Source organism: Pseudoalteromonas sp. P1-7a, from assembly GCF_001401855.1.
Lineage (GTDB): Bacteria > Pseudomonadota > Gammaproteobacteria > Enterobacterales > Alteromonadaceae > Pseudoalteromonas.
Genome location: NZ_LKDU01000035.1, coordinates 1 through 25146 on the forward strand (window position 1 = coordinate 1; position 25146 = coordinate 25146).

General features: G+C 40.7%; 20 protein-coding genes. 16 read left to right on the forward strand and 4 right to left on the reverse strand.

The features are described 5' to 3' along the window. Window positions 1-655: 655 nt before the first annotated feature. From AN389_RS16995 to ihfA, 5 genes are all read left to right on the forward strand, one after another. On the forward strand, window positions 656-1711 hold the full coding sequence (locus AN389_RS16995) for a DUF2066 domain-containing protein (RefSeq protein ID WP_055016227.1): 1056 nt from the start codon (window positions 656-658) through the stop codon (window positions 1709-1711). Continuing rightward, entirely contained in the window at window positions 1711-2421 is a 711-nt protein-coding gene (gene hda, locus AN389_RS17000; protein WP_171037686.1) for a DnaA regulatory inactivator Hda, read from the forward strand. Before AN389_RS16995 ends, hda begins: the two co-directional genes overlap by 1 nt. An 82-nt stretch (window positions 2422-2503) precedes the next feature. Then, window positions 2504-3484 carry a phenylalanine--tRNA ligase subunit alpha gene (pheS, locus tag AN389_RS17005; RefSeq protein ID WP_055016228.1) on the forward strand — a complete coding sequence of 327 codons (981 nt, stop codon included), beginning with the start codon at window positions 2504-2506 and terminating at the stop codon, window positions 3482-3484. 15 nt (window positions 3485-3499) lie between these two features. Beyond that, a complete protein-coding gene (pheT, locus tag AN389_RS17010) occupies window positions 3500-5887 on the forward strand; it encodes a phenylalanine--tRNA ligase subunit beta (RefSeq protein WP_055016229.1) in 2388 nt (795 codons plus the stop codon). A gap of 2 nt (window positions 5888-5889) precedes the next feature. Next, complete coding sequence (gene ihfA, locus AN389_RS17015) at window positions 5890-6189, forward strand: integration host factor subunit alpha (protein WP_002960690.1); 300 nt, start codon at window positions 5890-5892, stop codon at window positions 6187-6189. Window positions 6190-6275: 86 nt separating this feature from the next. On the opposite strand, the gene AN389_RS17020 is transcribed toward ihfA, so the two are convergent. After that, window positions 6276-7076, reverse strand: coding sequence for a DUF2989 domain-containing protein (locus tag AN389_RS17020; protein ID WP_055020317.1), 801 nt, complete (start codon window positions 7074-7076; stop codon window positions 6276-6278). A gap of 174 nt (window positions 7077-7250) precedes the next feature. Between AN389_RS17020 and AN389_RS17025 the strand changes: the two genes are divergently transcribed. The 10 genes from AN389_RS17025 to ccoG all read left to right on the forward strand — a co-directional run bounded on the left by AN389_RS17025 (window position 7251) and on the right by ccoG (window position 20273). Further along, the gene (locus tag AN389_RS17025) at window positions 7251-8693 is read left to right on the forward strand and encodes a glyceraldehyde-3-phosphate dehydrogenase (protein ID WP_055016231.1); all 1443 of its coding nucleotides are present in this window, start codon (window positions 7251-7253) and stop codon (window positions 8691-8693) included. A 200-nt stretch (window positions 8694-8893) separates the two neighbouring features. Beyond that, window positions 8894-10021 (forward strand): M14-type cytosolic carboxypeptidase, encoded by a 1128-nt coding sequence (locus AN389_RS17030; RefSeq protein ID WP_055020318.1) that lies wholly within the window; start codon window positions 8894-8896, stop codon window positions 10019-10021. Between the two features lie 157 nt (window positions 10022-10178). Next, the gene (locus AN389_RS17035) at window positions 10179-11846 is read left to right on the forward strand and encodes a sodium:alanine symporter family protein (protein WP_055016233.1); all 1668 of its coding nucleotides are present in this window, start codon (window positions 10179-10181) and stop codon (window positions 11844-11846) included. Between the two features lie 59 nt (window positions 11847-11905). Next, on the forward strand, window positions 11906-12232 hold the full coding sequence (locus AN389_RS17040) for a hypothetical protein (protein ID WP_055016234.1): 327 nt from the start codon (window positions 11906-11908) through the stop codon (window positions 12230-12232). A 1-nt stretch (window position 12233) separates the two neighbouring features. After that, window positions 12234-12515 carry a YeaC family protein gene (locus AN389_RS17045; protein ID WP_004587239.1) on the forward strand — a complete coding sequence of 94 codons (282 nt, stop codon included), beginning with the start codon at window positions 12234-12236 and terminating at the stop codon, window positions 12513-12515. Next, window positions 12505-15186, forward strand: a complete 2682-nt coding sequence (locus tag AN389_RS17050) for a DUF349 domain-containing protein (RefSeq protein ID WP_055020319.1) — start codon at window positions 12505-12507, stop codon at window positions 15184-15186. Before AN389_RS17045 ends, AN389_RS17050 begins: the two co-directional genes overlap by 11 nt. A gap of 92 nt (window positions 15187-15278) precedes the next feature. Next, the gene (locus AN389_RS17055; protein ID WP_055016236.1) at window positions 15279-15836 is read left to right on the forward strand and encodes a DUF1439 domain-containing protein; all 558 of its coding nucleotides are present in this window, start codon (window positions 15279-15281) and stop codon (window positions 15834-15836) included. A gap of 114 nt (window positions 15837-15950) precedes the next feature. Then, complete coding sequence (locus AN389_RS17060; protein WP_055018729.1) at window positions 15951-17270, forward strand: AarF/ABC1/UbiB kinase family protein; 1320 nt, start codon at window positions 15951-15953, stop codon at window positions 17268-17270. Between the two features lie 57 nt (window positions 17271-17327). Then, complete coding sequence (locus AN389_RS17065; protein WP_055016238.1) at window positions 17328-18746, forward strand: sigma-54-dependent Fis family transcriptional regulator; 1419 nt, start codon at window positions 17328-17330, stop codon at window positions 18744-18746. A 144-nt stretch (window positions 18747-18890) separates the two neighbouring features. Next, window positions 18891-20273, forward strand: coding sequence for a cytochrome c oxidase accessory protein CcoG (gene ccoG / locus AN389_RS17070; RefSeq protein ID WP_055020320.1), 1383 nt, complete (start codon window positions 18891-18893; stop codon window positions 20271-20273). Window positions 20274-20291: 18 nt separating this feature from the next. Here the strand turns inward: ccoG and AN389_RS17075 are convergent, their stop codons facing one another. The 3 genes from AN389_RS17075 to AN389_RS17085 form a co-directional block, all read right to left on the reverse strand. After that, a complete protein-coding gene (locus AN389_RS17075; protein ID WP_055020321.1) occupies window positions 20292-20702 on the reverse strand; it encodes a hypothetical protein in 411 nt (136 codons plus the stop codon). A gap of 30 nt (window positions 20703-20732) precedes the next feature. Further along, on the reverse strand, window positions 20733-21647 hold the full coding sequence (locus AN389_RS17080) for a M14 family metallocarboxypeptidase (protein ID WP_055020322.1): 915 nt from the start codon (window positions 21645-21647) through the stop codon (window positions 20733-20735). A gap of 64 nt (window positions 21648-21711) precedes the next feature. Continuing rightward, window positions 21712-22296 (reverse strand): hypothetical protein, encoded by a 585-nt coding sequence (locus tag AN389_RS17085; RefSeq protein WP_055016242.1) that lies wholly within the window; start codon window positions 22294-22296, stop codon window positions 21712-21714. A gap of 288 nt (window positions 22297-22584) precedes the next feature. Between AN389_RS17085 and AN389_RS17090 the strand changes: the two genes are divergently transcribed. After that, entirely contained in the window at window positions 22585-25095 is a 2511-nt protein-coding gene (locus tag AN389_RS17090; RefSeq protein WP_055020323.1) for a UvrD-helicase domain-containing protein, read from the forward strand. The last annotated feature ends 51 nt before the right edge of the window (window positions 25096-25146 follow it).

Here is a 25146-nt window from a genome sequence, read left to right on the forward strand (position 1 = left end):
CCCGACTCGAAAGAGCCGGGCTTTTTTACGTCTGTAAGAAAGTGAAAATATTAGCTATCAGCCGTCAGTTATCAGCTGCACAGCGTCAACCTGTACTTTGTAGCGTGGGTTGAGTATCACGAAACCCACGGGTAAAAGAACGCGACGACCACCACAGTGCCCAGTGAATCCCATTAAAAAAACATTAAGAGTACTTTGCTATGTGACTCTCCACCGCTGTGGGTACTACGACATCGCCAGGCTCAAAGATAAGGAAGCCGACTAGTAATAGTCGGGCTTTTTACGTCTGAAGAAAAGTTATATCCAGCACTTTCTTCTCTAAAGCGTTGCGTCTCCTAAGCGCAGCGCTTCTTTGTGAACAGTGTTTTGACTATTAAAAGCATTTAACAATGATGACTTTCCATTCACTTTGGCTTTATACCGCTATAGGCACTACGACCTCGCCAAGCTCAAATACAAGAAAGCCCGACTAGTTCTTTATTCGCCTCACCAATAACTATCCATTTTATATATAGCTAAGTAGCAGTTTGTTTCTGTATTTAAGCTTTAAGATAAACAATATTTATTCAACATAGCTAGATTACAAATATAATTTTGCTTTGTTAGTGGCTTTGATTTAGGATCAAAATAGTTTAAAACCAAGAACTAATAGCCAGTGTATAGATTATTAATTAGTGCCATATCATTTATATTTTGTTTCTCTGTATCGGCAGTTGAAGTAACTGATCTGTATCAAGATATATTAAAAGTAGACGATAAAAGCCGAGACACGCGTTTGGCCGCTAGCCGTAAAGCATTACTTAATGTTTTAGTAAAGGTAAGCGGTGATGAGTCTGCTGATCAAAATAAGCTTGCTCAGCAGCGTACCAAAAATATTTCAAATTACATGCTTAAATTTGAATATGATGAAAAAGCAAATGGTCAACTTAATTTAGTCGTTAAATTTGAAGCGCGTAAAATTAATGAACTAATTAAAGAATTAAATTTACCTCTTTGGGGTGTTCAGCGACCACTGGTTGCCATTTGGTTAGGCATTGAAGACAATTGGCGTAGAGAGCTCGTAACGCAAGAAAGTTACCCTCAGTTAGAGCAACTTATATATGACAAAGCTGGACGGCGTGGTTTGCCCGTGGTAGTACCACTATTGGATCTACAAGACAGACGTTTAGTTGGGATCCCCGAGGTGTGGGGCAACTTTTCAGGGCCTGTTGAAGAGGCGTCTCGACGTTATAGTGCAGAGCGAAGTATCACGGCAAGAATGTATCAAGAGCCTGACAGTGAAACTTGGATTTTAGACTGGCGTTTCACTAATGATGACTTATTCGATTCAAACCGACTTGAGGGTGATAAACAACAAATTGTAGGCGAGATGATAGATAGTTTAGCATTGGGTTTAGCCAATGAATATGCTATTGACCCTAATGCATATTATGAACAAGCTGCGGCTACGCTCACCTTAAAAGGCACTCAGAGCTTTGTCGACATTGAACTTGCAAAACGCCGTTTACAAAATTTGAGCGTCGTAACGCAAGCAACGATTATGCGTAAAACCCCAGAGTTTGTTGAGTTTAAGCTTAACCATACTGGCAGTGTGGCAGATCTTAAAAAAGGCCTTGGGCTTGATAGTGCATTTAAAGACTATGTCGACCCACGTGCATTTTACCACGTTGTAGATAAAAATAGTCTTGAGTATCAATGGGTCGGTGAGTAATGCTAAGCGCTGAGCCAATGCAAATGGCGCTGCCGGTCACCCTGCCTGACGATGAAACATTTGCTTCTTACTTTGGTGGGGAAGACTCATTAGAGGTAAATCATCTCAAGGCGAGCTTTTCAAAGGTTGCCAATAAATTTCAATACACCTATTTGTGCGGGTTGGGTGACTCTGGTAAGTCTCACTTGTTGTACGCAACCTGCATTCAAGCCCAAGAGCGTGGTTGGTCGAACATGCTTTTATCTATGCGCGAAGTTATCGACTTTGGCCCTATGGTACTAGACGGTTTAGAAGCTCTGGACGTATTATGTATTGATGATGTGCACTTAGTTGCTGGTAATGATGCGTGGGAAAAAGCCCTTTTTAACTTTTTTAATCGCTTTAACGAGCCCGGTAAAATGTTGGTAGTAACGGCTGATTTACTACCCGATATGTTAAATATTAGCTTACCTGACTTAGAGTCTCGCTTAAAGTGGGGAACCACTTTTCAAATTCGTTCAATGAGCGACGATGATAAAGCACAAGCACTTGTTAAGCGTGCGCATATGCGTGGGCTTGAACTAAGCGATGAATGCGCGCGCTTTTTATTAACGCGCTTGAGCCGCGATATGCGTGCTTTATTAGACGTATTAGACAAATTAGATCACGCATCAATGGCCGCACAACGAAAATTAACAATTCCCTTCATAAAATCAACGTTAAAGCTGTAGTAGGTCTAGAATCTAGACCCTGCTTTCAGTTATCATTACTCAACAAAATTGTAATCACCTTCTTTGAAAGATCAGGTATCGAATGAACTTAGAAAATATTTTAGCGCAAGCACTTGAGGCTGTTGCCAGTGCCAGTGAAATCGCGCAACTAGAAGAGATCAGGGTTAATTACCTTGGTAAAAAAGGCGAAATCACAAGCTTACTTAAAACACTGGGTAAAATTGCGCCTGAAGAACGCAAAGAAGCAGGCCAAGTAATTAACCAAGCAAAGCAAGATGTACAACAAGCAATTAACGAAAAGCGTGAGCTTTTAGCAAGTAAAGCGCTTGAAGAAAAGCTAGCGGCTGAAACAATTGATGTAACTTTACCAGGGCGCGTAATGCCAACCGGTGGATTACACCCAGTAACGCGCACAATCGAGCGTATAGAAAGCTTTTTTGGTGAACTAGGTTTTGCTGTTAAATCAGGCCCAGAAGTAGAAGACGATTTTCATAACTTTGATGCGCTAAATATTCCTGAGCATCACCCCGCACGTGCTGATCACGATACCTTTTATTTCAACCCTAAATTAGTGCTGCGAACGCAGACAAGTGGTGTGCAAATCCGTACTATGGAAACAGAGCAGCCACCACTGCGAATTATCTCGCCTGGTCGAGTATATCGTAACGATTACGACCAAACGCATACCCCAATGTTTCATCAGGTAGAAGGTTTAATGGTTGATACCGACGTAAGCTTCACAGAGCTTAAAGGTATTTTACACGACTTTTTGCGTAACTTTTTTGAAGAAGACATGGAAATTCGTTTCCGTCCTTCATTCTTCCCATTTACAGAGCCTTCAGCTGAAGTAGATGTTATGGGTAAAGACGGTAAATGGCTTGAAGTATTAGGTTGTGGCATGGTTCACCCTAATGTACTTAAGTCAGTGGGTATTGACCCAGAAAAATACACCGGTTTTGCTTTTGGTATGGGCGTAGAGCGCTTGACCATGCTGCGCTATGGCGTAAATGACTTACGTGCATTTTTTGAAAATGACTTAAAATTCCTAAACCAGTTCCGTTAAGAGTGAAAATATAAAATGAAATTTAGTGAAAAGTGGTTAAGAGAGTGGGTAAACCCTGCTATTGATACGCAAGCTCTTTCGGAACAGCTTTCTATGGCTGGCCTTGAGGTTGACGCAGTTGAGAGCGCCGCAGCGGACTTTAACGGCGTAGTCGTTGGTGAAGTAGTAGAGTGTGCACAGCACCCAGATGCAGATAAACTTCGCGTTACTAAAATCAATGTAGGTGGCGATGAGCTACTTGATATTGTGTGTGGTGCGCCAAACTGTCGCCAAGGCATTAAAGTAGCAGTTGCAACAGTGGGCGCTGTTTTACCGGGCGACTTTAAAATTAAAAAAGCAAAATTACGCGGTCAGCCATCTCATGGCATGTTGTGTGCTTTTGTTGAGCTAGGTATTAGCGAAGAAGGCGATGGCATTATGGAATTGCCAAGCGATGCGCCAATTGGTACAGACTTGCGCGAATACTTAGGCCTAGATGACAACATAATTGATGTTGACTTAACGCCAAACCGTGGTGATTGCTTAGGTATAAAAGGTCTTGCACGCGAGGTCGGTGTATTAAACAGTGTTGATGTAAACGAGTTACAAATTCCAGCTGTTAGCGGCACTATTGACGATAAAGTATCTATTGAGCTTGTTAATGCTGATGCGTGTCCGCGTTACTTAGGGCGTGTAATTAAAGGCGTTAGCCTTGATGCAGAAACACCACTTTGGATGGTTGAAAAACTACGCCGTAGTGGTATTCGCTCAATCGACCCTGTTGTTGATGTTACTAACTATGTATTACTAGAACTTGGTCACCCAATGCATGCATTTGATTTAAATGCAATTGAAGGGGGTATTAAAGTACGTAATGCTCGTGCAGACGAGGAACTCGTATTACTTGATGGCAATACTGCAAAACTGAATGAATCAACACTTGTGATAGCTGATGATAATAAAGCGCTGGCGATTGCTGGTGTTTTTGGTGGTGAGCAATCAGGTGTAACAGAAAAAACCGCTGATATTTTATTAGAAAGCGCGTTTTTTAATCCGGTAGCAATTGCAGGCCAAGCCCGTAGTTATGGCTTACATACCGATGCATCACACCGCTATGAGCGTGGTGTTGATTTTACCCTTCAACATGATGCAATGGAGCGCGCAACCGCTTTATTACTTGATATTGTTGGCGGTGAAGCAGGACCGGTTGTAGAAGCTGTGGCTGCTGATAAACTACCAAAAGTGACTGAAGTACGTCTACGTCGTGCACGTTTAGACCGTGTAATTGGTCATCATATTGACGATGCAAAAGTGACTGATATTCTAACTCGTTTAGGATTAGACGTTAAGTTTGAAAACGATAGCTGGAGTGCTGATATACCAAGTTACCGTTTTGATATATCTATTGAAGAAGACTTAATTGAAGAAGTTGCGCGTGTTTATGGTTACAACAGTATTCCAAATGTTGCCCCAACTGCAAAGTTAAAAATGACTACTCATGATGAGTCAACCATTGCGCTAAGTAAGTTTCGTAATACGTTAGTGACACGTGGTTACCAAGAAGCAATCACGTACAGCTTTGTAGACCCTAAAGCACAAGCTATTATACACCCGCAAAGTGCACCGCTTATATTGCCGCACCCAATTTCAATTGAAATGTCGGCTATGCGTGTAAGCTTAATGCCAGGCCTTTTAGCATCGGTTGCGTATAATCAAAACCGTCAACAACCACGTATTCGTTTATTTGAGCATGGCCTTAAATTTATTAGCGACGACAGTGCAGAAAATGGCCTACAGCAAATACCTGTAATTGGCGGTGTGATAACAGGCCTTGCTCATGGTGAGCATTGGGTTGAGCAAAAACGCAACGTTGATTTTTACGATTTAAAAGGTGATGTTGAAGCCTTATTAGCAATCACCAACGATACAAGCCGTTTTGAAATTAAAGCTGAGCAGTCAGACGGTTTACACCCAGGCCAATCAGCGGTTATATATGTTGAAGGTAAAAAGGTAGGATTTTTTGGTGCTCTTCACCCTCAGGTGCAAAAATCGTTAGATATCAATAACGCAACTTTTGTATTTGAAATAGAAATGTCTGCAATAGAAAAAAGAAATTTACCGCAAGCTGTAGGGGTTTCAAAATTCCCTTCAAATCGCCGCGACATCGCGATTTTAGTGGCTGACAGCGTTAATTCAGGTGATATTTTAAGCACAATAGAAAAAGTTGGCGGAAATCAATTGGTTGACCTAAACTTATTCGATGTGTATAAGGGCAAAGGTATTGAGCCAAATTATAAGAGTTTGGCGATTGCTCTAACACTGCAGGCGGTTGATAGAACACTCGAAGAGAAAGATATCAATCTGGTAGTTGATAACGTGGTGGCCACATTGGCCGAAAAGTTTAATGCATCGTTGAGGGACTAGATATGGCGCTTACTAAAGCCGACATAGCTGAACACCTATTTGAAAAGCTCGGGATCAATAAAAAAGATGCCAAAGATTTAGTTGAAGCGTTTTTTGAAGAAATCCGCTCAGCGCTTGAAAAAGGCGAGCAGGTTAAGCTCTCTGGATTTGGTAACTTTGATCTTCGTGATAAAAAAGAAAGACCAGGCCGAAACCCGAAAACAGGAGAAGACATCCCTATTTCGGCGCGCCGCGTGGTGACCTTTAGACCAGGTCAAAAGCTTAAAACCCGTGTAGAAGTGGGTACAAGCAAAGCAAAATAAAAAAGGGCAGCGAAAGCTGCCTTTTTTATTTAAAACCTTAGGGTTTCATGTTTTTAAAACATGGTTAATGCCAGGGTTTTGCTTACCTAAAATTCTCGAGGCGATACAAACTCACCGTTTTGTATTTGCTCATACGTTTGTTGGGCAAGTGTATCGAGTGCATCTAAATTTTTACCATCACTCATTAGTTGGTGCTCTATTGGTAATAAATCTATATTTTCTATACCCGCGCTTTGCGCCACTTTCGAAAAAATGTAAGCGTGTTTATATTTATCATGCTTATAAAACAAGCTAATTAACGAGGTATACACTTCAGGGTTAGGTTGTTGACCTTGTTTATTTAGCTCAAGCGTTTTGTAGAGCAGATCAATCGTTTTTTCATCATCAAATTTAATGTAATAAGAGGCAAGATAAAACTGCATCTCTGCGCTATTGGTGACGCTTTCGTCATTTTCCATTGCAAGCAAACGTGTTAGTGCATTTTGCTCATTGTTACGCGACCAATGATAGTAAAGCAAACCAGGGTGGTTTGTGTTTTTTGTGTCTTGATAAAGGCGGGTCATTTCTTTAATGCTAGTAAGTTGGCCTTCTATGCGCGACGTCGTTTTAGACTTTAGTTTAATATGCTCAATTTTTGCGGCTAAAGTAATACATTGATTATACGATTCAAACCCTTTTAGTAATTGGTATTTGTTTTCATCTGTGGGTTTTTTATATTCAATATAGCGTTTTAAAATAACCTCAGAACGCTCATTTTTACAATGGCTATCTTTATTTAAATCACTACAAAAGCCAGGTGTTTCCTTACATACCTGAGCGAGAGTCAGTGGTTCTTCGCATCCTGTTAACGCGAGCAATGTGAGTATTGTGCCTGCTCTTAAAACCATTCCTTAACCTCAAATGAATATATACATTACCATTCTAGCGCAATCATTTGTGCGCTAACAGTAGAGAATAACTTTAGATTACCTTAGAATAGCCCTGCCTGAAGTGCATTACTCTCAAAATCGAATGCATTTTTATAGGCTATCCGTTCAAAATGATTAAATTAGGTAAATAAAATGACCTCATCTCACGAATTAGAATACACAAATAGTTGGCAAGAACGTCAAGATTACGCTGAAAGCATGCAACCTATTATTGGTAAGCTTTATCGTAACCGTGGCATAGAAATCGCTGTATATGGCCGTCCTCTCGTTAATGCCAGTACTATCGATATTATCAAATCACATAAAACTGTAGCTCAATTTGAAGGCACTAAATTACGTTTACGCGAAAGCTTTCCGTTTTTAGAAGCGATTAGCAAAATGGAGTTAAATTCAGCACGTATTGATATTGGTAAACTGGCTTATAGCTATTTGTACAGTGATGCTGCTAATGGCCGCACAGTTGATGAGTTTGTAAAAGACGAATTAGCTGAGATAGCCGACTCACCAGCCAAAGAGCCGCGTGATGTAGTGCTTTACGGTTTTGGTCGTATTGGGCGTCTACTAGCGCGCTTATTAATTGAAAAATCAGGCCCTTATGCCGACTTACGTTTACGTGCAATTGTAGTGCGCGGTGGTAAAGAAGGTGACCTTGAAAAACGTGCAAGCTTATTACGTCGCGATTCAATTCATGGCCCATTTAATGGCTCAATTACCATTGATAAAGAGCGTAATGCAATTAAAGCCAATGGTAGCTACATCCAAGTGATTTATGCTAACTCGCCAAGCGAAGTTGATTACACTGCTTACGGTATCGAAAATGCACTTGTTGTAGATAATACTGGTATTTGGAAAGACGAAGCGGGCCTTGGTCAGCATTTAGAGTCTAAAGGCGCTGCAAAAGTATTATTAACAGCACCGGCTAAAGGCAACATTAAAAATATTGTTTACGGTGTAAATAACCAAGACATTAAGCCTGAAGATAAAATTGTATGTGCAGCAAGCTGTACCACCAACGCGATTACGCCAACCCTAAAAGCATTGAACGATAAGTTTGGTATTAATAACGGCCACGTAGAAACCGTGCACTCTTACACAAACGATCAAAACCTTATTGATAACTACCACAAAGCAGAGCGCCGTGGACGTGCCGCAGCGCTTAATATGGTAATTACCGAAACAGGTGCAGCTAAAGCAGTATCTAAAGCCTTACCAGAATTGGAAGGTAAACTAACAGGTAATGCGATTCGTGTGCCTACTCCTAATGTATCGCTAGCTATATTAAACTTGAACCTTGATAGCAGCACAACGACAGAAGAGCTAAATGCGTTTTTACGTGAAACAGCATTGCACTCAGAATTGCGTGACCAAATCGACTACACCGCATCAACTGAAATTGTATCGACCGATTTAGTGGGTAGCCGCTATGCGGGTGTGGTTGATTCGCAAGCTACCATTGTTGAAGGTAACCGCGTTGTTTTATACGTATGGTACGACAATGAATTTGGTTACAGCTGCCAAGTAGTACGCTGTATGCGTGATATGGCAGAAGTGGCTTTCCCAAGCTTACCTCGCTAATATAAACGCAATTATACTAAGCCAGCTTTTTTGCTGGCTTTTTTAGTCGCGTAATATTTTTAAAGTGTACCCTGTGTGGTAGGCTTTAATTATTGAGATGTGTACTGCGGTTATCCCGTAATTATGCATTTTACTATTTATAAAATAGTGTCAGTTCTGCAAGTGAAGCAGATAAACTTATTCTACCTTAAGGTTTTTTCATGAAAATCAGCAGCAATTTTGATAGTGGTAACATAAAGGTTATCGAAGCCACCGATCCGCTAAATATTCAATTAGAAATTAACAATGATCACCAGTCTGAATTTTATCAATGGTTTCACTTTCGCCTAGAAACAACACCTTATCAATTGCATAAGTTAAACATTAATAATTTAGATAAATCAGCCTACCCCGATGGCTGGGAAGGTTACCAAGCGGTTGCCTCGTACGACCGTCAAACCTGGTTCCGTGTGCCTTCAAATTACGAAAATGGCACACTTACGTTTGAGCTAGAGCCTGAGTGCGGCAGTGTTTACTTTGCTTACTTTGCGCCTTACAGCTACGAGCGTCATTTAGATTTATTAGCGTGGGCACAAAGCGAAGAGCTTTGCCAACTACAAACATTAGGCGAAACACTTGATGGCCGTGATATGAGCGTGCTTAAAATTGGTCAGCCTAGCGAAGATAAAAAAACAATCTGGATCACAGCACGCCAACACCCTGGCGAAACAATGGCAGAGTGGTTTGTAGAAGGGTTATTACACAAATTGCTAGATGACGAAGACCCGCATGCCGCAGCACTATTATCAAAGGCTGTGTTTTATGTAGTACCAAACATGAACCCAGATGGCAGCGTACGTGGTCACCTTCGTACTAACGCAAAAGGCGTTAACTTAAACCGTGAATGGCAAACGCCTAGCATGGAAAATAGCCCAGAAGTGTATTTAGTGCTTAATAAAATGCGCGAAACTGGCCTAGACATGCATTTAGATATTCACGGCGACGAAGCAATCCCTTATAACTTTGTGGCAGGCAGTGAAGGTATTCCAAGCTACGATGACCGCTTAAAAGACCTAGAAGATAGTTTTAAAGCAGCATTGCTTACTATAACGCCAGAGTTTCAAGATGAGCACGGTTACGATAAAGACGAGCCGGGCAAAGCTAATTTAACAGTTGGCTCATCTGCAACAGCAGAAGAGTTTAAAGCACTTACTTACACAATTGAAATGCCGTTTAAAGATAATAACGACTTACCAGACCCTGATTACGGCTGGTCAGACCGCCGCTCGTATCAATTTGGTCAAGATACTTTAGCGGCTATCGTAAATGTCGTTGATAAATTAAGATAAATTAGTATAAGGTAGGGGCAACATTAAATGTTGCCCTTTTTTATTACAAAATTAACAAATAATAAAAGTGTGCAATAGCTTAGTTATCGTATTACGTAACTCTCAATAAGTAATAAACAATCAACAGTCTCAAATAAAATAATAAGAGGTATTTAGCGTGGATGCATTCGGACAACTTTTAGATAGCCTAGATGGCATGTTAGGGGGCGCAGTGTGGTTCCCCTACGTGCTTTTAGGTGTTGGTCTATTTTTTACTATTTATTTAAAGTTCCCACAAATTCGTTATTTCAAACATGCGTGTAAAGTGGTTACTGGTAAGTTTGATAAAAAAGGCACCGAGGGTGATACAACCCATTTTCAAGCACTTGCTACTGCGCTCTCTGGTACCGTAGGTACAGGTAACATTGGTGGGGTGGCATTGGCTATTTCTATTGGTGGCCCTGCAGCATTATTTTGGATGTGGATGACAGCTTTTTTTGGTATGACCACCAAATTTGTAGAAGTTACGCTTTCACATAAATACCGCGAAAAAACACAAGACGGCACCATGGCGGGCGGTCCCATGTATTACATGGATAAACGCTTAAACATGAAGTGGCTAGCTATTTTATTTGCTGTTGCTACTGTAATTAGTTCATTTGGTACAGGCAGCTTGCCACAAATTAATAATATTGCGCAGGGTATGGAAGCCACATTTGGTTTTGCCCCTATGGCAACCGGTGCTGTGTTATCTATTTTACTGGCGTTGGTTATTTTAGGCGGTATTAAACGTATTGCTGCAATTACATCACGTGTAGTGCCCATTATGGCTGTTATTTACATTGTGGGTGCGTTAGGGGTTATTTTTTACAATGTAGAAAACATTGGACCTTCGTTTGCCTCAATATTTGTTGATGCTTTCACTGGCTCTGCTGCAGCGGGTGGCTTTTTAGGCGCATCTTTTGCGTATGCATTTAACAGAGGTGTTAACCGTGGTTTGTTCTCGAATGAGGCGGGTCAAGGCTCAGCACCCATTGCTCACGCATCGGCAAAAGCAGATGAGCCAGTGTCTGAAGGTATGGTGTCAATTTTAGAGCCGTTTATCGATACAATCATTATTTGTACATTAACAGGCTTAGTTATTTTATCGTCTGGCGTATGGAACGAAAAATTCGAAACGCATTTTGAACGATCATCAATGAGCATTATTAAAGGTGACTACTCAGAAACTAACGAAGCCCAGCGCCAAGAGCTATACAATTACCTAAATGGTAACGAGAGCAAGGTAGAGCTATTTAACGGCAATATTAATGTGGTTAATGGCGAGCCAACAAGCAATGGCTTTACCGTATTACATTCTCGCTCAATTGGTGAAGACATCCGTTTTGGCCTTACCGAAAAACATAAATACACAGGTATTGTTGAGGTTAAAAACGGTATGCCAACGGATGACAGCATAAGTTTAATTGGTAAATCGTTAGTGCATTCAGCAGAGCTGACTACTAAAGCCTTTACACGTGGCTTCTTTGGCGATAGTGGCCAATACATAGTATCGATAGGCTTATTGTTATTCGCGTTTTCTACAGCTATTGCATGGTCGTACTACGGTGACCGTGCCATGATTTACTTACTTGGTAATCGCTCTGTTATGCCGTATCGCGTATTTTACGTTGCGGCGTTCTTTTGGGCGTCGTTTGCCGATACTACTTTAGTGTGGAAATTAGCTGCCGTTGCAATTGTCGTTATGACCTTGCCCAACTTATTTGGCATTATGTTATTGCGTAAAGAAATGAAACAATCCGTAGATGACTACTGGGTTAAATTCAAAAAAGACAACGAGCAATAAAACAAGTACAATAAAAGGCGCCGCAAGGCGCTTTTTTTATGCGTAGTATGGAGAGTAGTATGGCGATTATTCATTGCCCCAAATGTGCAAAATCAATTTCAGATAAACATCAGCAATGTCCACATTGCAATAGTAACATTGGCGCACTTAACTCTGAGCAGGTACAACAGCTTCAGCGCGAACAGCGAATTAAAAAACAGCAAATGTTTATGAACCATTCTTTCTTGGCACTCATACTATTTTTAGGTGGCTTTTTTTGCTTGTACTTTTTACAACCCGCAAAAGAAACCCTTGAGTGGTACGCTTATACAGTTGCAATTGGTATTGGCTGTATTTGGTATTTAGTAAACCGCGTTATTTTAGTGACTCTAAAAAAGAAAAGATGACATGAATATTGACAACCTTGTACAAAATATCACCCCCGAATTATTTGAGCGTTTACAGTATGGTGCTTCAACGGGTAAATGGCCCGATGGTACGCCGCTTTCTGATGAGCAAAAGCAACAAACGGTGCAACTTGTTATGCTTTACCAAGCTAAAATAGCGCAATCGAACGAGCAATTTACTATTGGCGCTAATGGCGAAATGATCCAAAAGACAAAAGCACAATTACAAAAAGAATTTAAATCTGAAAACGAAATAGCTAGGTTTAGTGAACATGATCTTTAAACACCTTTTTACACCTAAGTGGAAACACCCAAAGCAACAGGTTCGTCTAGACGCTATTGAAAAACTTGATGTAGAGCGCGACGCATCAATTTTAAGTTCATTAGCACTGGAAGATAATTCAGCCGAAATACGCCGTAAAGCACTGCAAAAAGTAAATAACTTAGCACTGTGGTGGAAAGCTTATAAACAAGATCAGGTGCTAAAAGATGTAGCTGAAATTCAAATTTCAAATGCTGTGTTAAATAACGAAAGCGCACTGAGCACACAAATAAAAAGTGAGTATATAGACCGTTTTGCGCCAGTTAAAACGCTTGAAAAACTTGCCTTTGCTGAGAAAGAGCTGCAAGTACGCGTTAAACTTTTAAAGCGTTTAGCAAATCCTAAATTAATTGAAAAAGCATTCAAAGAAGGTAGCGAAGAGCTTCAAAGTCAACTTGTAGAGCTAGTTATAACGCATCAACTTGTTAAGTCATTAGTAAAACATGCTAAGGGTGATGCAAAGCAGCAGCTAGAGCAACATAGTGAAAACGAGCGTTTAGCGATTGAAATGCCTGCTCAGGTAGAAAGCGCAACGCGCGTTATTTTAGCAAAGCTAAACGCCCTGCGAGATAAAAACGATTACGCCATAGTAAACCCACAAGCCGGCGAATTAATGGCGCAGTGGCAAGGGCTTGAGCTTAAATGGTTAAGCGAAGATCACGTTAAAGAGCTAGATAAAAAATACATCAGCATTACTGATAAACTCGATGCACATATTGCAACATTAAAAGCACAGCACGAACAACAGCAGCAGCGTTTAGCAGAGCAACAGCGCCAACTGCTTGCACTGGCAACGTTAGAGGCGCTAAGTGAAGAAATTGAAAATGCATTACAGTTAGGTTTAGAAACCCCTGAGCAAATTCAGCAAGATTGGCTAGAGGCAAAAGTAGCACAGGCTAAGCAGACGTTAACCGATGCGCAGCACGGCGATAATCCCCAAACTAAGCAGGTTATTATTAAGCTTGAAAAACTATTCAACCAAGTAGCTAAATTACCCGAGCTTAGTAGCTCAATTGCGCAATTTAAAATTGCGTTTGATGAGCTAAAAGGCATAGAGACTGCGCAGCAGCTAGCCGATTACGACGATGTTTTAACTCGTTTTAATAACGCATTTAAAGAAACTCGTAGCCACCTAAATGTGCTAGATGGGGCATTGCAGCAAAACTTTAAATCGCAATTAAATGCGCACAAAAAGCAGTTTTTAGCGCAAATGAGTGAGCTGACAAAACCGCTTGAAAAAAATCAAAGCACCGCCAAACGAAAAGCCCGCGATGTAAAGCGCCTTATTGAACAAGGTCGCTTTAATGTTGCATTTGGTGTATTTAAAGGCTTTGAAGAGTTGTTTGATAAATTAACACCGCAATTTCAGCAGCCACTTGTAAACTTAAAAGCCGATTTAGAAGCGCAACTTGCAGAAGCAAAAGATTGGCAAAAATACGCGGCAGCACCAAAACGTGAAGCCTTACTTGAAGAAGTGGCAGCGTTAGTCGACCAACCGTGTGACGACCCACAGCAGCGTGCTGAGCAAGTTAAAGCGTTTCGTAAGCGTTGGAACGAGCTTGGCCGTTTAGATACAGAGCAAGAAAAGCAACAAGGTGAGCAGTTTGATAGCAACATAGAGCTGTTATTTGCACCGTGTCGTAGTTACTTTGCCGAGCAAGAAGTGGCGCGTGAAGCGGCAAAAGCTCAGCGTCAAGCCCTGATAAACAACATGCAAACACTAAGCGAGCAAGACACCACTGTCGAAAGCTTTGACTGGAAGCAATTTGAAAGCCAATACAACCGTTTAAATAAAGCGTGGCGCAGCGTAGGTAAAGTTGACCCTAAAACATACCGCGTATTAAATGAAAGCTTTAAAGCACAGCAACAAACTGTATTTGCTATATTAAATGCGTATCATAAAGATAACGCTACACAAAAAAGTGCCTTAGTGGAGCGTGCCTCAGTGCTTTCGCAAAGTGAAAATTTAGCAGCTGCATGCCAAGAGCTAAAGCAATTACAACAGCAGTGGCAAAGTATAGGTTTTGCAGGTTTAAAAGCTGAAAATGCGCTATGGCAAAAGTTTCGTCAATATAACGATGAAACTTTTAGCAAACGTAGCAGTGAGTTTGAGCAGCAAAAGCTGGCTCAAAACGAAACAGATAAACAAGCAGCAATAGAACTGGCCGAGCTAGAAAATGCCCTTGAGCAAGTAAATCAAAAAGCCCAATTGCATGACCTTGAAACCAAAGTAAAAGGCTACGCACAATATAAATCGCTGGTGCCAAAAGTTGCAGCATTATTAAGTGCGATTGAAGAAAAGCTCGCTTTACTTACAAGCCAAGCACAACGCGCTAATTTTGAAGCACTTATTGATGCACTTGAAAATAACGATGTATTACCAAGTCAGTTTCAAGCGCCACTTGCAACGTCGCTAAGTAGTGAGCAACTTATTACAAGAATGGAAATTCTTGCTAATGTAAGCTCGCAAAATGCAGCGCTTAGAATGGCAGAGCAAGTCGCCATGCTTGATGACAAACACCGTGGTGAGCATGCTGATTTAAACTATTATTTGAAGCAGTTATTAGCGCTCAGTAAGGGTTCAGTTGAGCCTGACACACTTGCTAAAATTAAAACGATTTTCGCAGCATAATATGTAATTTGCCTGTATTAAATACGGGGATTGCATGATAAAAGCCGCTGTTAAAGCGGCTTTTTTATAATTAAACGAGGATATAGGTGAGCATGAGAATTTTATTACTGTTTTTAACCACATTACTTTTAAGTGCGTGTAATTCTACACAAGGCGTGTCTGTTTATTCATTTACCAGCTCAGAGGTAGAAAGTGTACTAGGTAATCAGCTGCCTAAGTTAAGCGAAAAGGTGAGCTTAATGGGCTTGCCCGTGCAGTTTGATGTAAACGATTTAAGTGTAGATATAGGCCCTGATAACCGTGATGTTGTGGTGCTAGGCGCTGATTCAAGTGCTGAGGTAAATGCTTTTGCCCTAAAATACCCAGTACGCTTAAAGCTGCAAATAGAAGGAAGCCCGTTTTACGACAGTGAAAAAAAAGCCGTGTTTTTACGCAATATTAAACTACTAGATTCAAGCGTGGATGCAGGGGGTTTTAAAGGTAATTTAGCGGCACTTGATAATGAGGCCATGGACGTTATGAACGCCTTTTTAGCGGTTAACCCTGTTTATACATTAAATATGGATGACCCTAAAATGATGTTATTAAGTAAATTGCCCCTAGATATGAAAGTAGTAAAAGGGGCCATTAAATTAGTTCCGCGTCTTTAATGAACAGCACACCGATTACGGTAGTTTTTACCCCTAAACGGTGCTTAATTAGATCGAGCACAGTAAAACGTACGTACTAATTAGCCTGTTACCCAGGCTAATTAGGTTTTTATAATGGCAGCTTCTCGCAGCATACCCACCTCAAGACTCTCTCGATTTGCAAAGCTTGGCTCTTTAGCCGGTGGTGTAGCAACCAACATGCTTATAGATGGCACCAAAAGTGCGCTCTCTGGTAATGGTTGGGATAATAAATCTTTACTATTACAACCTAAAAACATAGCAAAGCTAGCTGAACAGCTTTCACACCTGCGTGGTGCGGCCATGAAGCTAGGACAATTACTATCTATGGATGCGGGCGAGCTATTAAGCCCAGAGCTCGCCCAACTACTCGCATTGCTTCGTGCTGATGCAAACCCAATGCCGCATAAGCAGTTAATTAAGGTACTTAAAAATGAATGGGGTGATGATTGGCTTGGACGTTATTCACATATTGAACTTAGCCCCTTTGCAGCGGCTTCTATTGGTCAAGTGCACTTAGCTTATCAAGAAAATGGCGAAAAGCTGGCGGTAAAAATTCAATACCCTGGTATAGCGCAAAGTGTGCACAGCGATGTAGATAATGTTATTGCACTTTTAAACATTACTCGTTTAATCCCTAAAGAGCTTGATATACAGCCACTAATAAATGAGGCTAAAGCGCAGCTACTTGCCGAGGCTGATTATGAACGCGAAGCACATTACCTTAAAAAAGTGGGCAAATTGCTAAGCCAGCATGTTGAGTTTAAAGTGCCTAAGGTATATGCCGCTCATAACACTAAACGCATTTTGGCAATGGAGTATGTACAAGCCACGCCTATAGAAGCGCTTAGCAATTTACCCCAAGATGAGCAAAATAACATTGCAGCGAACCTCATAGATTTATTTTTTAAAGAAATGTTTGAGTTTAAGCTAATTCAAACGGATCCCAACTTTGCTAATTTTCATTATCAGACCCAGAGTAAGCAAATTGTGTTATTTGATTTTGGGGCAACCCGAGAGATTTCGAGTGAGTTGAGCAAGGCTTACCTGTCACTATTTATTGCAGGCACCGAAAACAATAGGGCGGGCGTGTTAGCCGCCGCAACTCAGATAGGTTACTTTAAAGATGATATTGTAGATAGTTATAAAAATCATGTTATTGACTTATTTTTAATGGCGTGTGAGCCGCTAAGAACCACTGGCGAGTTTGATTTTAAAAACAGTCCCTTAGCAACAAATATTAAAAATGCAGGGCTTGAGCTGAGCGCACAGTCGCAGCAATGGCATACACCACCGGTTGATGCGTTGTTTATTCATCGTAAGCTGGCTGGGCTTTATTTAATTGCGGCAAAGTTAAACGCAAAAATAGATATTAATACTTTATTTAAGCCTTATATTACAGGCCGCTTTATTTAACTGTTTAGCGCGTCACTTTGTGGCATAATAATCGTGATATTTCGCGAGGATGATGCAATGATAAAACAGTTTTTAAATGACCCTAAACTTTTACTTAATGCGGTAGGAGAGGGCATTTACGGCTTTGATTTATCGGGCAATGCGGTGTTTGTAAACCCAGCAGCTGAACGCATGACCGGCTGGAAAGCCGATGAGTTATTAGGTAAAAAAATACATCAGTATCATCATCACAGTCACGCCGATGGCTCTCCTTATCCAGCCGATGAATGCCAAATATATTGCACCATGTTTGATGGCAAACGCCGCGAGGTTAAAAACGAAGTATTTTGGCGAAAAGACGGCACCTCGTTTGCAGTAGAATACACATCTACCCCAGTTTACAGGCAGGGTGAGTTAATAGGTGCGGTCGCGGTATTTCGCGATATATCAGCGCAGAAAAAAACACAAAATGATCTAAAGCAAGCACTTGAGCAAGTTAAGCACTTAAGTGAGCAGCTACAAGATGAAAACAACTACTTAATTGAAGAGCTTAACCAAGACTGGCAAGGCTCAGGTTTAGTGGGCCAAAGCCATGTTTTTCAAGCTATGCTGGCGCAGATCAAACTTGTTAGTGAAACCGACAGCACCGTACTTATACTAGGTGAAAACGGCACGGGAAAAGAGCTGGTGGCGCGTAACTTACACCGGTTAAGTAAGCGCAGTAATCAAACATTTATAAAAGTGAACTGCGCAGCGTTTACTCCCAGTTTGTTAGAGTCTGAATTATTTGGCCACGAGCGCGGTGCGTTTACCGGTGCAAACGAGCGACGTAAAGGCCGCTTTGAACTGGCCGACAAGGGCACGTTGTTTTTAGATGAAGTGGCTGAGTTGCCATTAGAGGCGCAAAGTAAATTGCTACGCGTATTACAAGAACAAGAGTTTGAGCGCGTAGGCGGTAGCACTACATTAAGGGTAAATATTAGAGTATTGGCAGCAACAAATCGTGACTTATGGCAAATGGTGCAAAAAGGCAGTTTTAGAATTGATTTATATTATCGGCTTAATGTGTTTCCTATTAAAGTACCGGCACTAAGAGAGCGCAAAGAAGATATTCCTTATTTGTGTACTAATTTAATTACTCAGCTTAATAAGCGTTTAGGTAAGCAGTTAAAAGGTCTCAGTAAAAAAGCGATTAGCCAATTGCAATCCTATGACTGGCCAGGAAATATTCGTGAGCTCCAAAACGTACTCGAACGCGAAGCTATTTTATCAAAGCACGACATACTTAAGCTAAGCCAGCCCTTACAAGCGGGTACAAGCAATGTGGTTAATGCCTCTTTAACACTTGCTGAAGCACAAAAGCAGCATATTATTGCCGTGCTTGAACTATCTAATTGGCAAATATCCGGTGATAAAGGCGCAGCAAGTAAGTTAGGGCTACCAGAGAGCACGCTTCGTTCTAAAATGCGTAAACTAGGTATTGCTAAAAATTCGTGATATTTAACGAGTTTCGTTAAATATCACGAATATAATTTATAAATACAAATAAATATTCTTTTATATCAAGTTCTTATATTAAGTTTTAGCTTGGTCTGAAAGTTGCAAAAGTATACTTAATACCGTCACTATTAAGTAAGTACTATGAAGTTTGATATTAAAGAAGAAGACATGATCATTAAGCCCTACAAAACAGAGGGCCCGATTTACATTCGCGAACAAAAAGGCTTTTTTCAGCGCATAAGGCGTAACTTAGGTTGGCTACTTATGCTCACATTTATAGCCATACCTTGGATACAATATAAAGGAGAGCAAGCGGTGCTATTAGATGTAGCAACGCAAAAATTTACAATTTTTAGCTTAACCTTACTGCCACAAGACTTTATGATTTTAGCGCTGCTATTTATGGTAGGCGCCTTTGCATTGTTTTTTGTCACGAATTGGCTTGGCCGCGTGTGGTGTGGATATACCTGCCCCCAAACAATCTGGATGTTAATGTTTAGTTGGGTAGAGCAACGTATAGAAGGTACGCGTAATCAGCGTATAAAGTTAGATAAATCGCCATGGAGTGCTTTAAAGTGGCGTAAAAAAATAACAAAACATGCTGCGTGGCTTGTTATATCACTGCTTACGGCCACCTCGTTTATGGCGTACTTTATTCCCGCTAAAAGCTTATACCTTGAAATGTTTACCTTGCAGTGGTCGGGTATAACGAGCTTTTGGGTGTTTTTATTTGCATTTTGTACTTATGGAAATGCTGGCTTTTTACGCGAAAAAATGTGTAACGTGGCATGCCCGTATTCTCGCTTTCAATCGGTGATGTTTGATAAAGATACATTGGTAGTAAGCTACGATGCAAAGCGCGGCGAAAACCGCGGCCCCCGTAAACGTAAAGCAGACCCTAAAGCACTTGATTTAGGCGACTGTGTAGACTGTAATTTATGTGTAGAGGTATGTCCTGCGGGCATAGATATTCGTAACGGCTTGCAGTATGAGTGTATAAATTGTGGGTTATGTATTGATGCCTGTGATGACACTATGGATAAATTTGGTTATCAAAAAGGGTTAATTAAATACGCCAGCGAAAAACAGCTCGAAGGTAAAAAAACCAATCCATTTAGGCTTAAATTAGTGGGGTATGGCGTATTAACAGGGGTGTTAATTATTTCTATGGTTGCATGGGGGTTGCAACGTACGCCAATAGAGGCATCGGTACTGCGCGACAGAAACGCCTTGTACCGTGTAAATTATGAAGGTTTAGTAGAAAACCCATATACACTCACTATTATCAATAAAACTCAGCAGCCAATGCATTACGCCATAGCCATAGAAGGGTTACCAAAGGCTATGCTTAGTGCGCCAAGCTCTATTTTGGTATTACCAGGACTCATGAAGAAAATCCCGGTTACAGTCACCGCCGATGGTTACGACATTGAAAAAAAAGTAACGCCAGTGAGCTTTATTATTTCAGCTAATGAAAATCCAGACATAGCCATTACTAAAACAAGTCAGTTTTATAAAAACTAGCAATGGCTTGGGCTAAAGTTAGCTCACGCCATTACTTAATTGCGATGAAATAAAACGTTTTGCAGCATCTAGGTTATCAAATAAACATTGGTTAAAATCTACATCGCGTTTAGCGTTTTGCATTATTCGCTGCATTTGGCTTATAGCAATAGGGGAGGTGAGAACAAATGCACTTATTAAGCAGTTAGTCTGTTGCATATGTGTACTTATGGCAACCATTTCTTCCTCTGCATCGGGTGTAGCCGCAAGCACACACGATGAGTCGCTTATGTAACCCCATTGTTTACCTTCAAATTCAGCGACTGTTTCAAAAAGAGCGGCTTTAAAGCTAGCTAACACCTCAAGGTCTAAATTTCCGCTAAACTGGGCAATCACGATATTGCCCTCAACGGATAGAGTAACCTCTGCATGTTTATTTTTGTATTTCATGGCAGGCTCCTAATTTAAATTAGTGCAAAATTAAAGTGACTTTAAATAATCTAACGCACCGGTAATAACAGCTACTTGCGCTTGAGTACATTGCTCATCTGAGGCGCTTGGGCTATCAGGGTATACTTCGGTTGTTGTTACATACGGGGCGTCAGTAAAGCCCATGCATAAGCCCAATTCGCGAGCTGCGTAGTTTATAACGCCAAATTGTTCCTGCGGTACACCAATTAATTGATTATTTTCGTCGCTAGGGGCGATGTGAGTTACCTTCTCAACACTATTTAAAATGGCCTTTTGAAACTCGGGGGCTGGTTTTTTGCTATCTGCCACTAAATAAAAGCCATCTGGTATGTTCCAGTTAGTGTTAATTTTACCATCGCGGGCAGCTAAGGCCGGCCTAAACTCACTGTTGTCTGTGTCTGTGGTTTCGTGTAAGTCAATGTGCGCAACTAACTCAGTGTTAAGCGAGGTTACATATTTCATAATAGCAGCTGATTCTTGGGCTGGGCTGTTATCGTAAAAAGAGCGGTTAGGGTCAATGGCCTCAGGGTTCCAACGGTTTATGGTTTCAAAGCCCCAGGGGCTAATACACGGCGCAATAACAAAGTTAAAATTATTTATATATTTTTGAACGTCAGTATGAGCAAATGCCAGCGCCCCCATAACGCCACTTGTTTCGTAGCCGTGCACCCCGCCAGTAATTAAGATGGCTGGGCGATCACTTTGCCAATTTTTACTTTTATATGCATAAAGAGGAAACTTAAGTGGTGAATAGTCTAACTCGCCGTACTGCTCAACATGTAAAAACGCGTTAGGTTGCTTGATTTTACTCACAACGAGCTGGTTGTAATCACGCTTTTTTTGCTGAAGTTGTAACCATGCTGCTTTATCACTGCTATTCCAAGGTGTATTGGGGGTACCGATTGGGTATAAAGAGTCGCTCATTGTGTGCCTTTAATTTATCGCTTTACAAAGGCATTAGCTTATCGTTGCTAGAAAAAGCCTGCAACTAGAAATGCTCGGTTACGTCAGACGTATTTTCATATAAGGTGGCGTTTTCGCGTTTATGTTTTTCGAATAAATACTCACGCAGTGCTTCTTTACCACTTTTAATACTGACAATTTTAGCGGCATAGCCTAAGTTAGTTTTACGGACTAAATCTACAAGTAGAGTGACTTTTTTCTTATTGGGTAGTTTAAATGTAATATGTTGCGCGTGGGTAAGGCTGTAGCGATGATCGCGGGGTTTTAGTAGCACGCCACTACTAGAGAGCGAAAGTACATAAAAGCGCTCACTTTGTAGGTTAAGATCAGAATAACGCCAGCTTCTATCTACACCTTCGGTATCAATAACCTCTGGCGCACTTAGTACGGGGTTTAAGTAACCATCATCGTTGAGCTTAAACTCAAGCGGAAACCACAATTGATAATGCCCAACTTCAGCTAACATAGTTAATTTAGCATGAGACAACAAACCTTTTAGTGTATCGGGTAAGGTGGTTCTTAAGCTAAGCTGTGAGTTATCGTTTGTATTGTCCTTGTTACTGCCTACAACAGACGAAATAAAACTTAACTCTTCCTTAGTTAAATCCATATTATTTCTCGTTTAATAAAAACTTCACATTAAACCAATAGTGCACTTTCTTCAATATTCAAACGTGAAATTTAAGCAAATTTAAACACCTGCTTAGGAGTAAATAAGGTGTGTTTATTTTTTAGGGGTTATTTACCATCGTATAAACATTAAATGTTCGCAGCATACAGGCACTTTATAATAAACGTTTATACTTGCTTGGCTAACCCCTCACTTTTAAAGCGCAACGCGCTTTGGTATTTAAACTATGGTAAAATTTATTTTTAATTTCAGTCTATTCAAGGTTTTATGGCGCAGTTTATTGCCACTCCAAGCGGGCTAGGGCGTTTTTTTACACGTATTAGCACCGTTACTATTAAGCAAAATTCACTCGTTATACATTTTAAAAATAATACTTCACGCGCGTATTTAATAAGCGACTTTACTAATTTTACCCACTTTAAAAAAGGCCTCTTCAGCGGGAAAATAACCCTCAACCATGGTACAAAAACGGTAATTAGCTTTTTAAATAAAAAGCAGGCTCAAACACTTAGTGAGCAGTTAAACAGCGTGTTTTCCAATTACTTAGAAGAAAAAGTGAATACAGCAAAAACGCTTGTAAAACGCTATGCAACAAACGAGTACCTGCGCGACTCAAATGTGCCTGTACTAAAATCAGCGGTGTTTTCACTGGTACAGCAGTATGGGGCTTCACCTTCACTCTGGCAGCAGTATTTATCGATCACTGATATTAAGTTTTTAACTATTTTAAGTAGCTCACCAACAGCAGCGCATGCCACAGAGCAACTGCGCAAAACCTATGAGCAAAAAACACTAGCGGCAAGAGCCGATTTTTATAATGTGATTGAATCTAACCCACTTACCCAGGAGCAGCGCCTTGGCGTTATACGCAATAACGATAAAAATTTAGTGCTAGCGGCTGCAGGGACTGGCAAAACATCGGTAATAGTTGCAAAGGCTCTGGATTTAATAGTCCAAGAGGGTGTAAAGCCCGAGCACATATTAATACTTGCTTATAATAAAAATGCGGCAAACGAGTTAACTGAGCGCTTTAATTTAAGGGTGCAGCAAGCAAACTTAAATGTTACGCCGCCTACTATTTTAACGTTTCATGCGCTGGGGCTGAAGTTACTTAAAAGCGATAATAAAACGCTTAACTTATCGCCTTTTGCAAAGGATGCGTTGGCGCTTAATAAATGGTTTACCCAGTGGCTTAGCAACACCCTAAAAACAGACTCACGTTTTTGTAAAACCTTTGTTGAGACCCTGTACGAACCTAATGATAGCCTCAATACCGCAACTAAAACCGCTATAAAAGCACAAATCTATCACACACTATCGGGGTTAAAGGTAAGCAGTTATCAGCACTTATTAATTGCCAATTGGCTTTATATGTATGGAATTGAACACACTTACCAAAATGATGACACCGCCGATTTTTACTTGCCACAGCACAACATTTATTTGGTACATTTTGCGATAGATAGACAAGGTAATTCAGCTCAGAACATTACTAAATCGCACAATAGTGGGCATGTTAAATCAGTACGGGCGCACCATAAAAAACACGGCCAAATGTTGGTGCAAACATTTCACTATAACTGGCAAGAAAGCCAGCTTGAGCAGCGTTTAAAAACGCAACTACAAAAACATAACGTGAACATTAAACCCTTAGATAACCATGCAGTGTACGAGCGGTTATCTGCAACCGGGCTGTTAAAGCAAAATATAAATAAATACTTAAACTGCCTAAGCGCAATACGGGGAGAGCATTTATCCAGCTCGCAAATAGCAGCGCGAATTGCTAAAAGTGGCATTATAAATCATAAGCGTTATACAACATTGTTAGTGGCTATGCAGCGTGCATATGCTGAAAAACTAAAAGAGCAAGGCGCTATAGACTTTGACGACATGATTACAAGCGCAGAACAGGCGGTTAAATCGGGTAAGGTAAGTGTACCTTGGCGTCATATTTTAGTGGATGAATTTCAAGATATTTCATGCGCACGTATGGCGCTTTTAAATACGCTAATAAAAAGTGGCCCACAACCTTGCCTTACTGCGGTGGGGGATGATTGGCAGGCCATCTATCGATTTTCAGGTGGTAATTTGGCACTGACCACACGGTTTAATGATTTAATAGGCAGTCATTCAATCACGTTATTGCAAAAAACGTTTAGATATAACAACAGTATTAGTGAAGTGGCAGGGCGCTTTGTAATGCAAAACCCTGAACAATATAAAAAGCACATCACTACACATACGCAAGTAAGCACCCCTCAAGTTGTGTTACTTGACGATTTACACCAAGGTAAAAAGTCAGTAGCGCTAAAGGTGCAGCAAATCATAGCCACAATTAATAAAAATAATAGTACGGCCAGTATTGCCGTATTGAGCCGATATCGATTTATGCTTAATGAGGTAGAGCAGCACTTAGCAGGTAACAATTTTGCTAATCCACTGCATTTTTGGACACTGCACGGCGCAAAAGGACTTGAGGCTGATTACTGTATTATTATAGGTTTCGAACAGGGTAAGTTAGGCTTTCCTAGCAATAACCCTGGCAATTTACTTGTTGAGGCATTATTACCCACGCAAGATACTTTTAAGCATTCTGAGGAGCGACGTTTATTGTACGTAGGGATCACACGTGCTAAGCATAAAAGCTATTTAATTGCGCCGCCATCTGGGTATTCTGAATTTATTAGTGAGCTAATAAACGATAATTACCCAATTGATATAGCCTCTAACTTGTTTGCAAAGCAGACTAACAGCAGAATAAGTAAGGATAATGGTTAAATGTAAGGGGATTAGTCGCGTAAAGCATATTTTATAACGCAATTGTTTGAT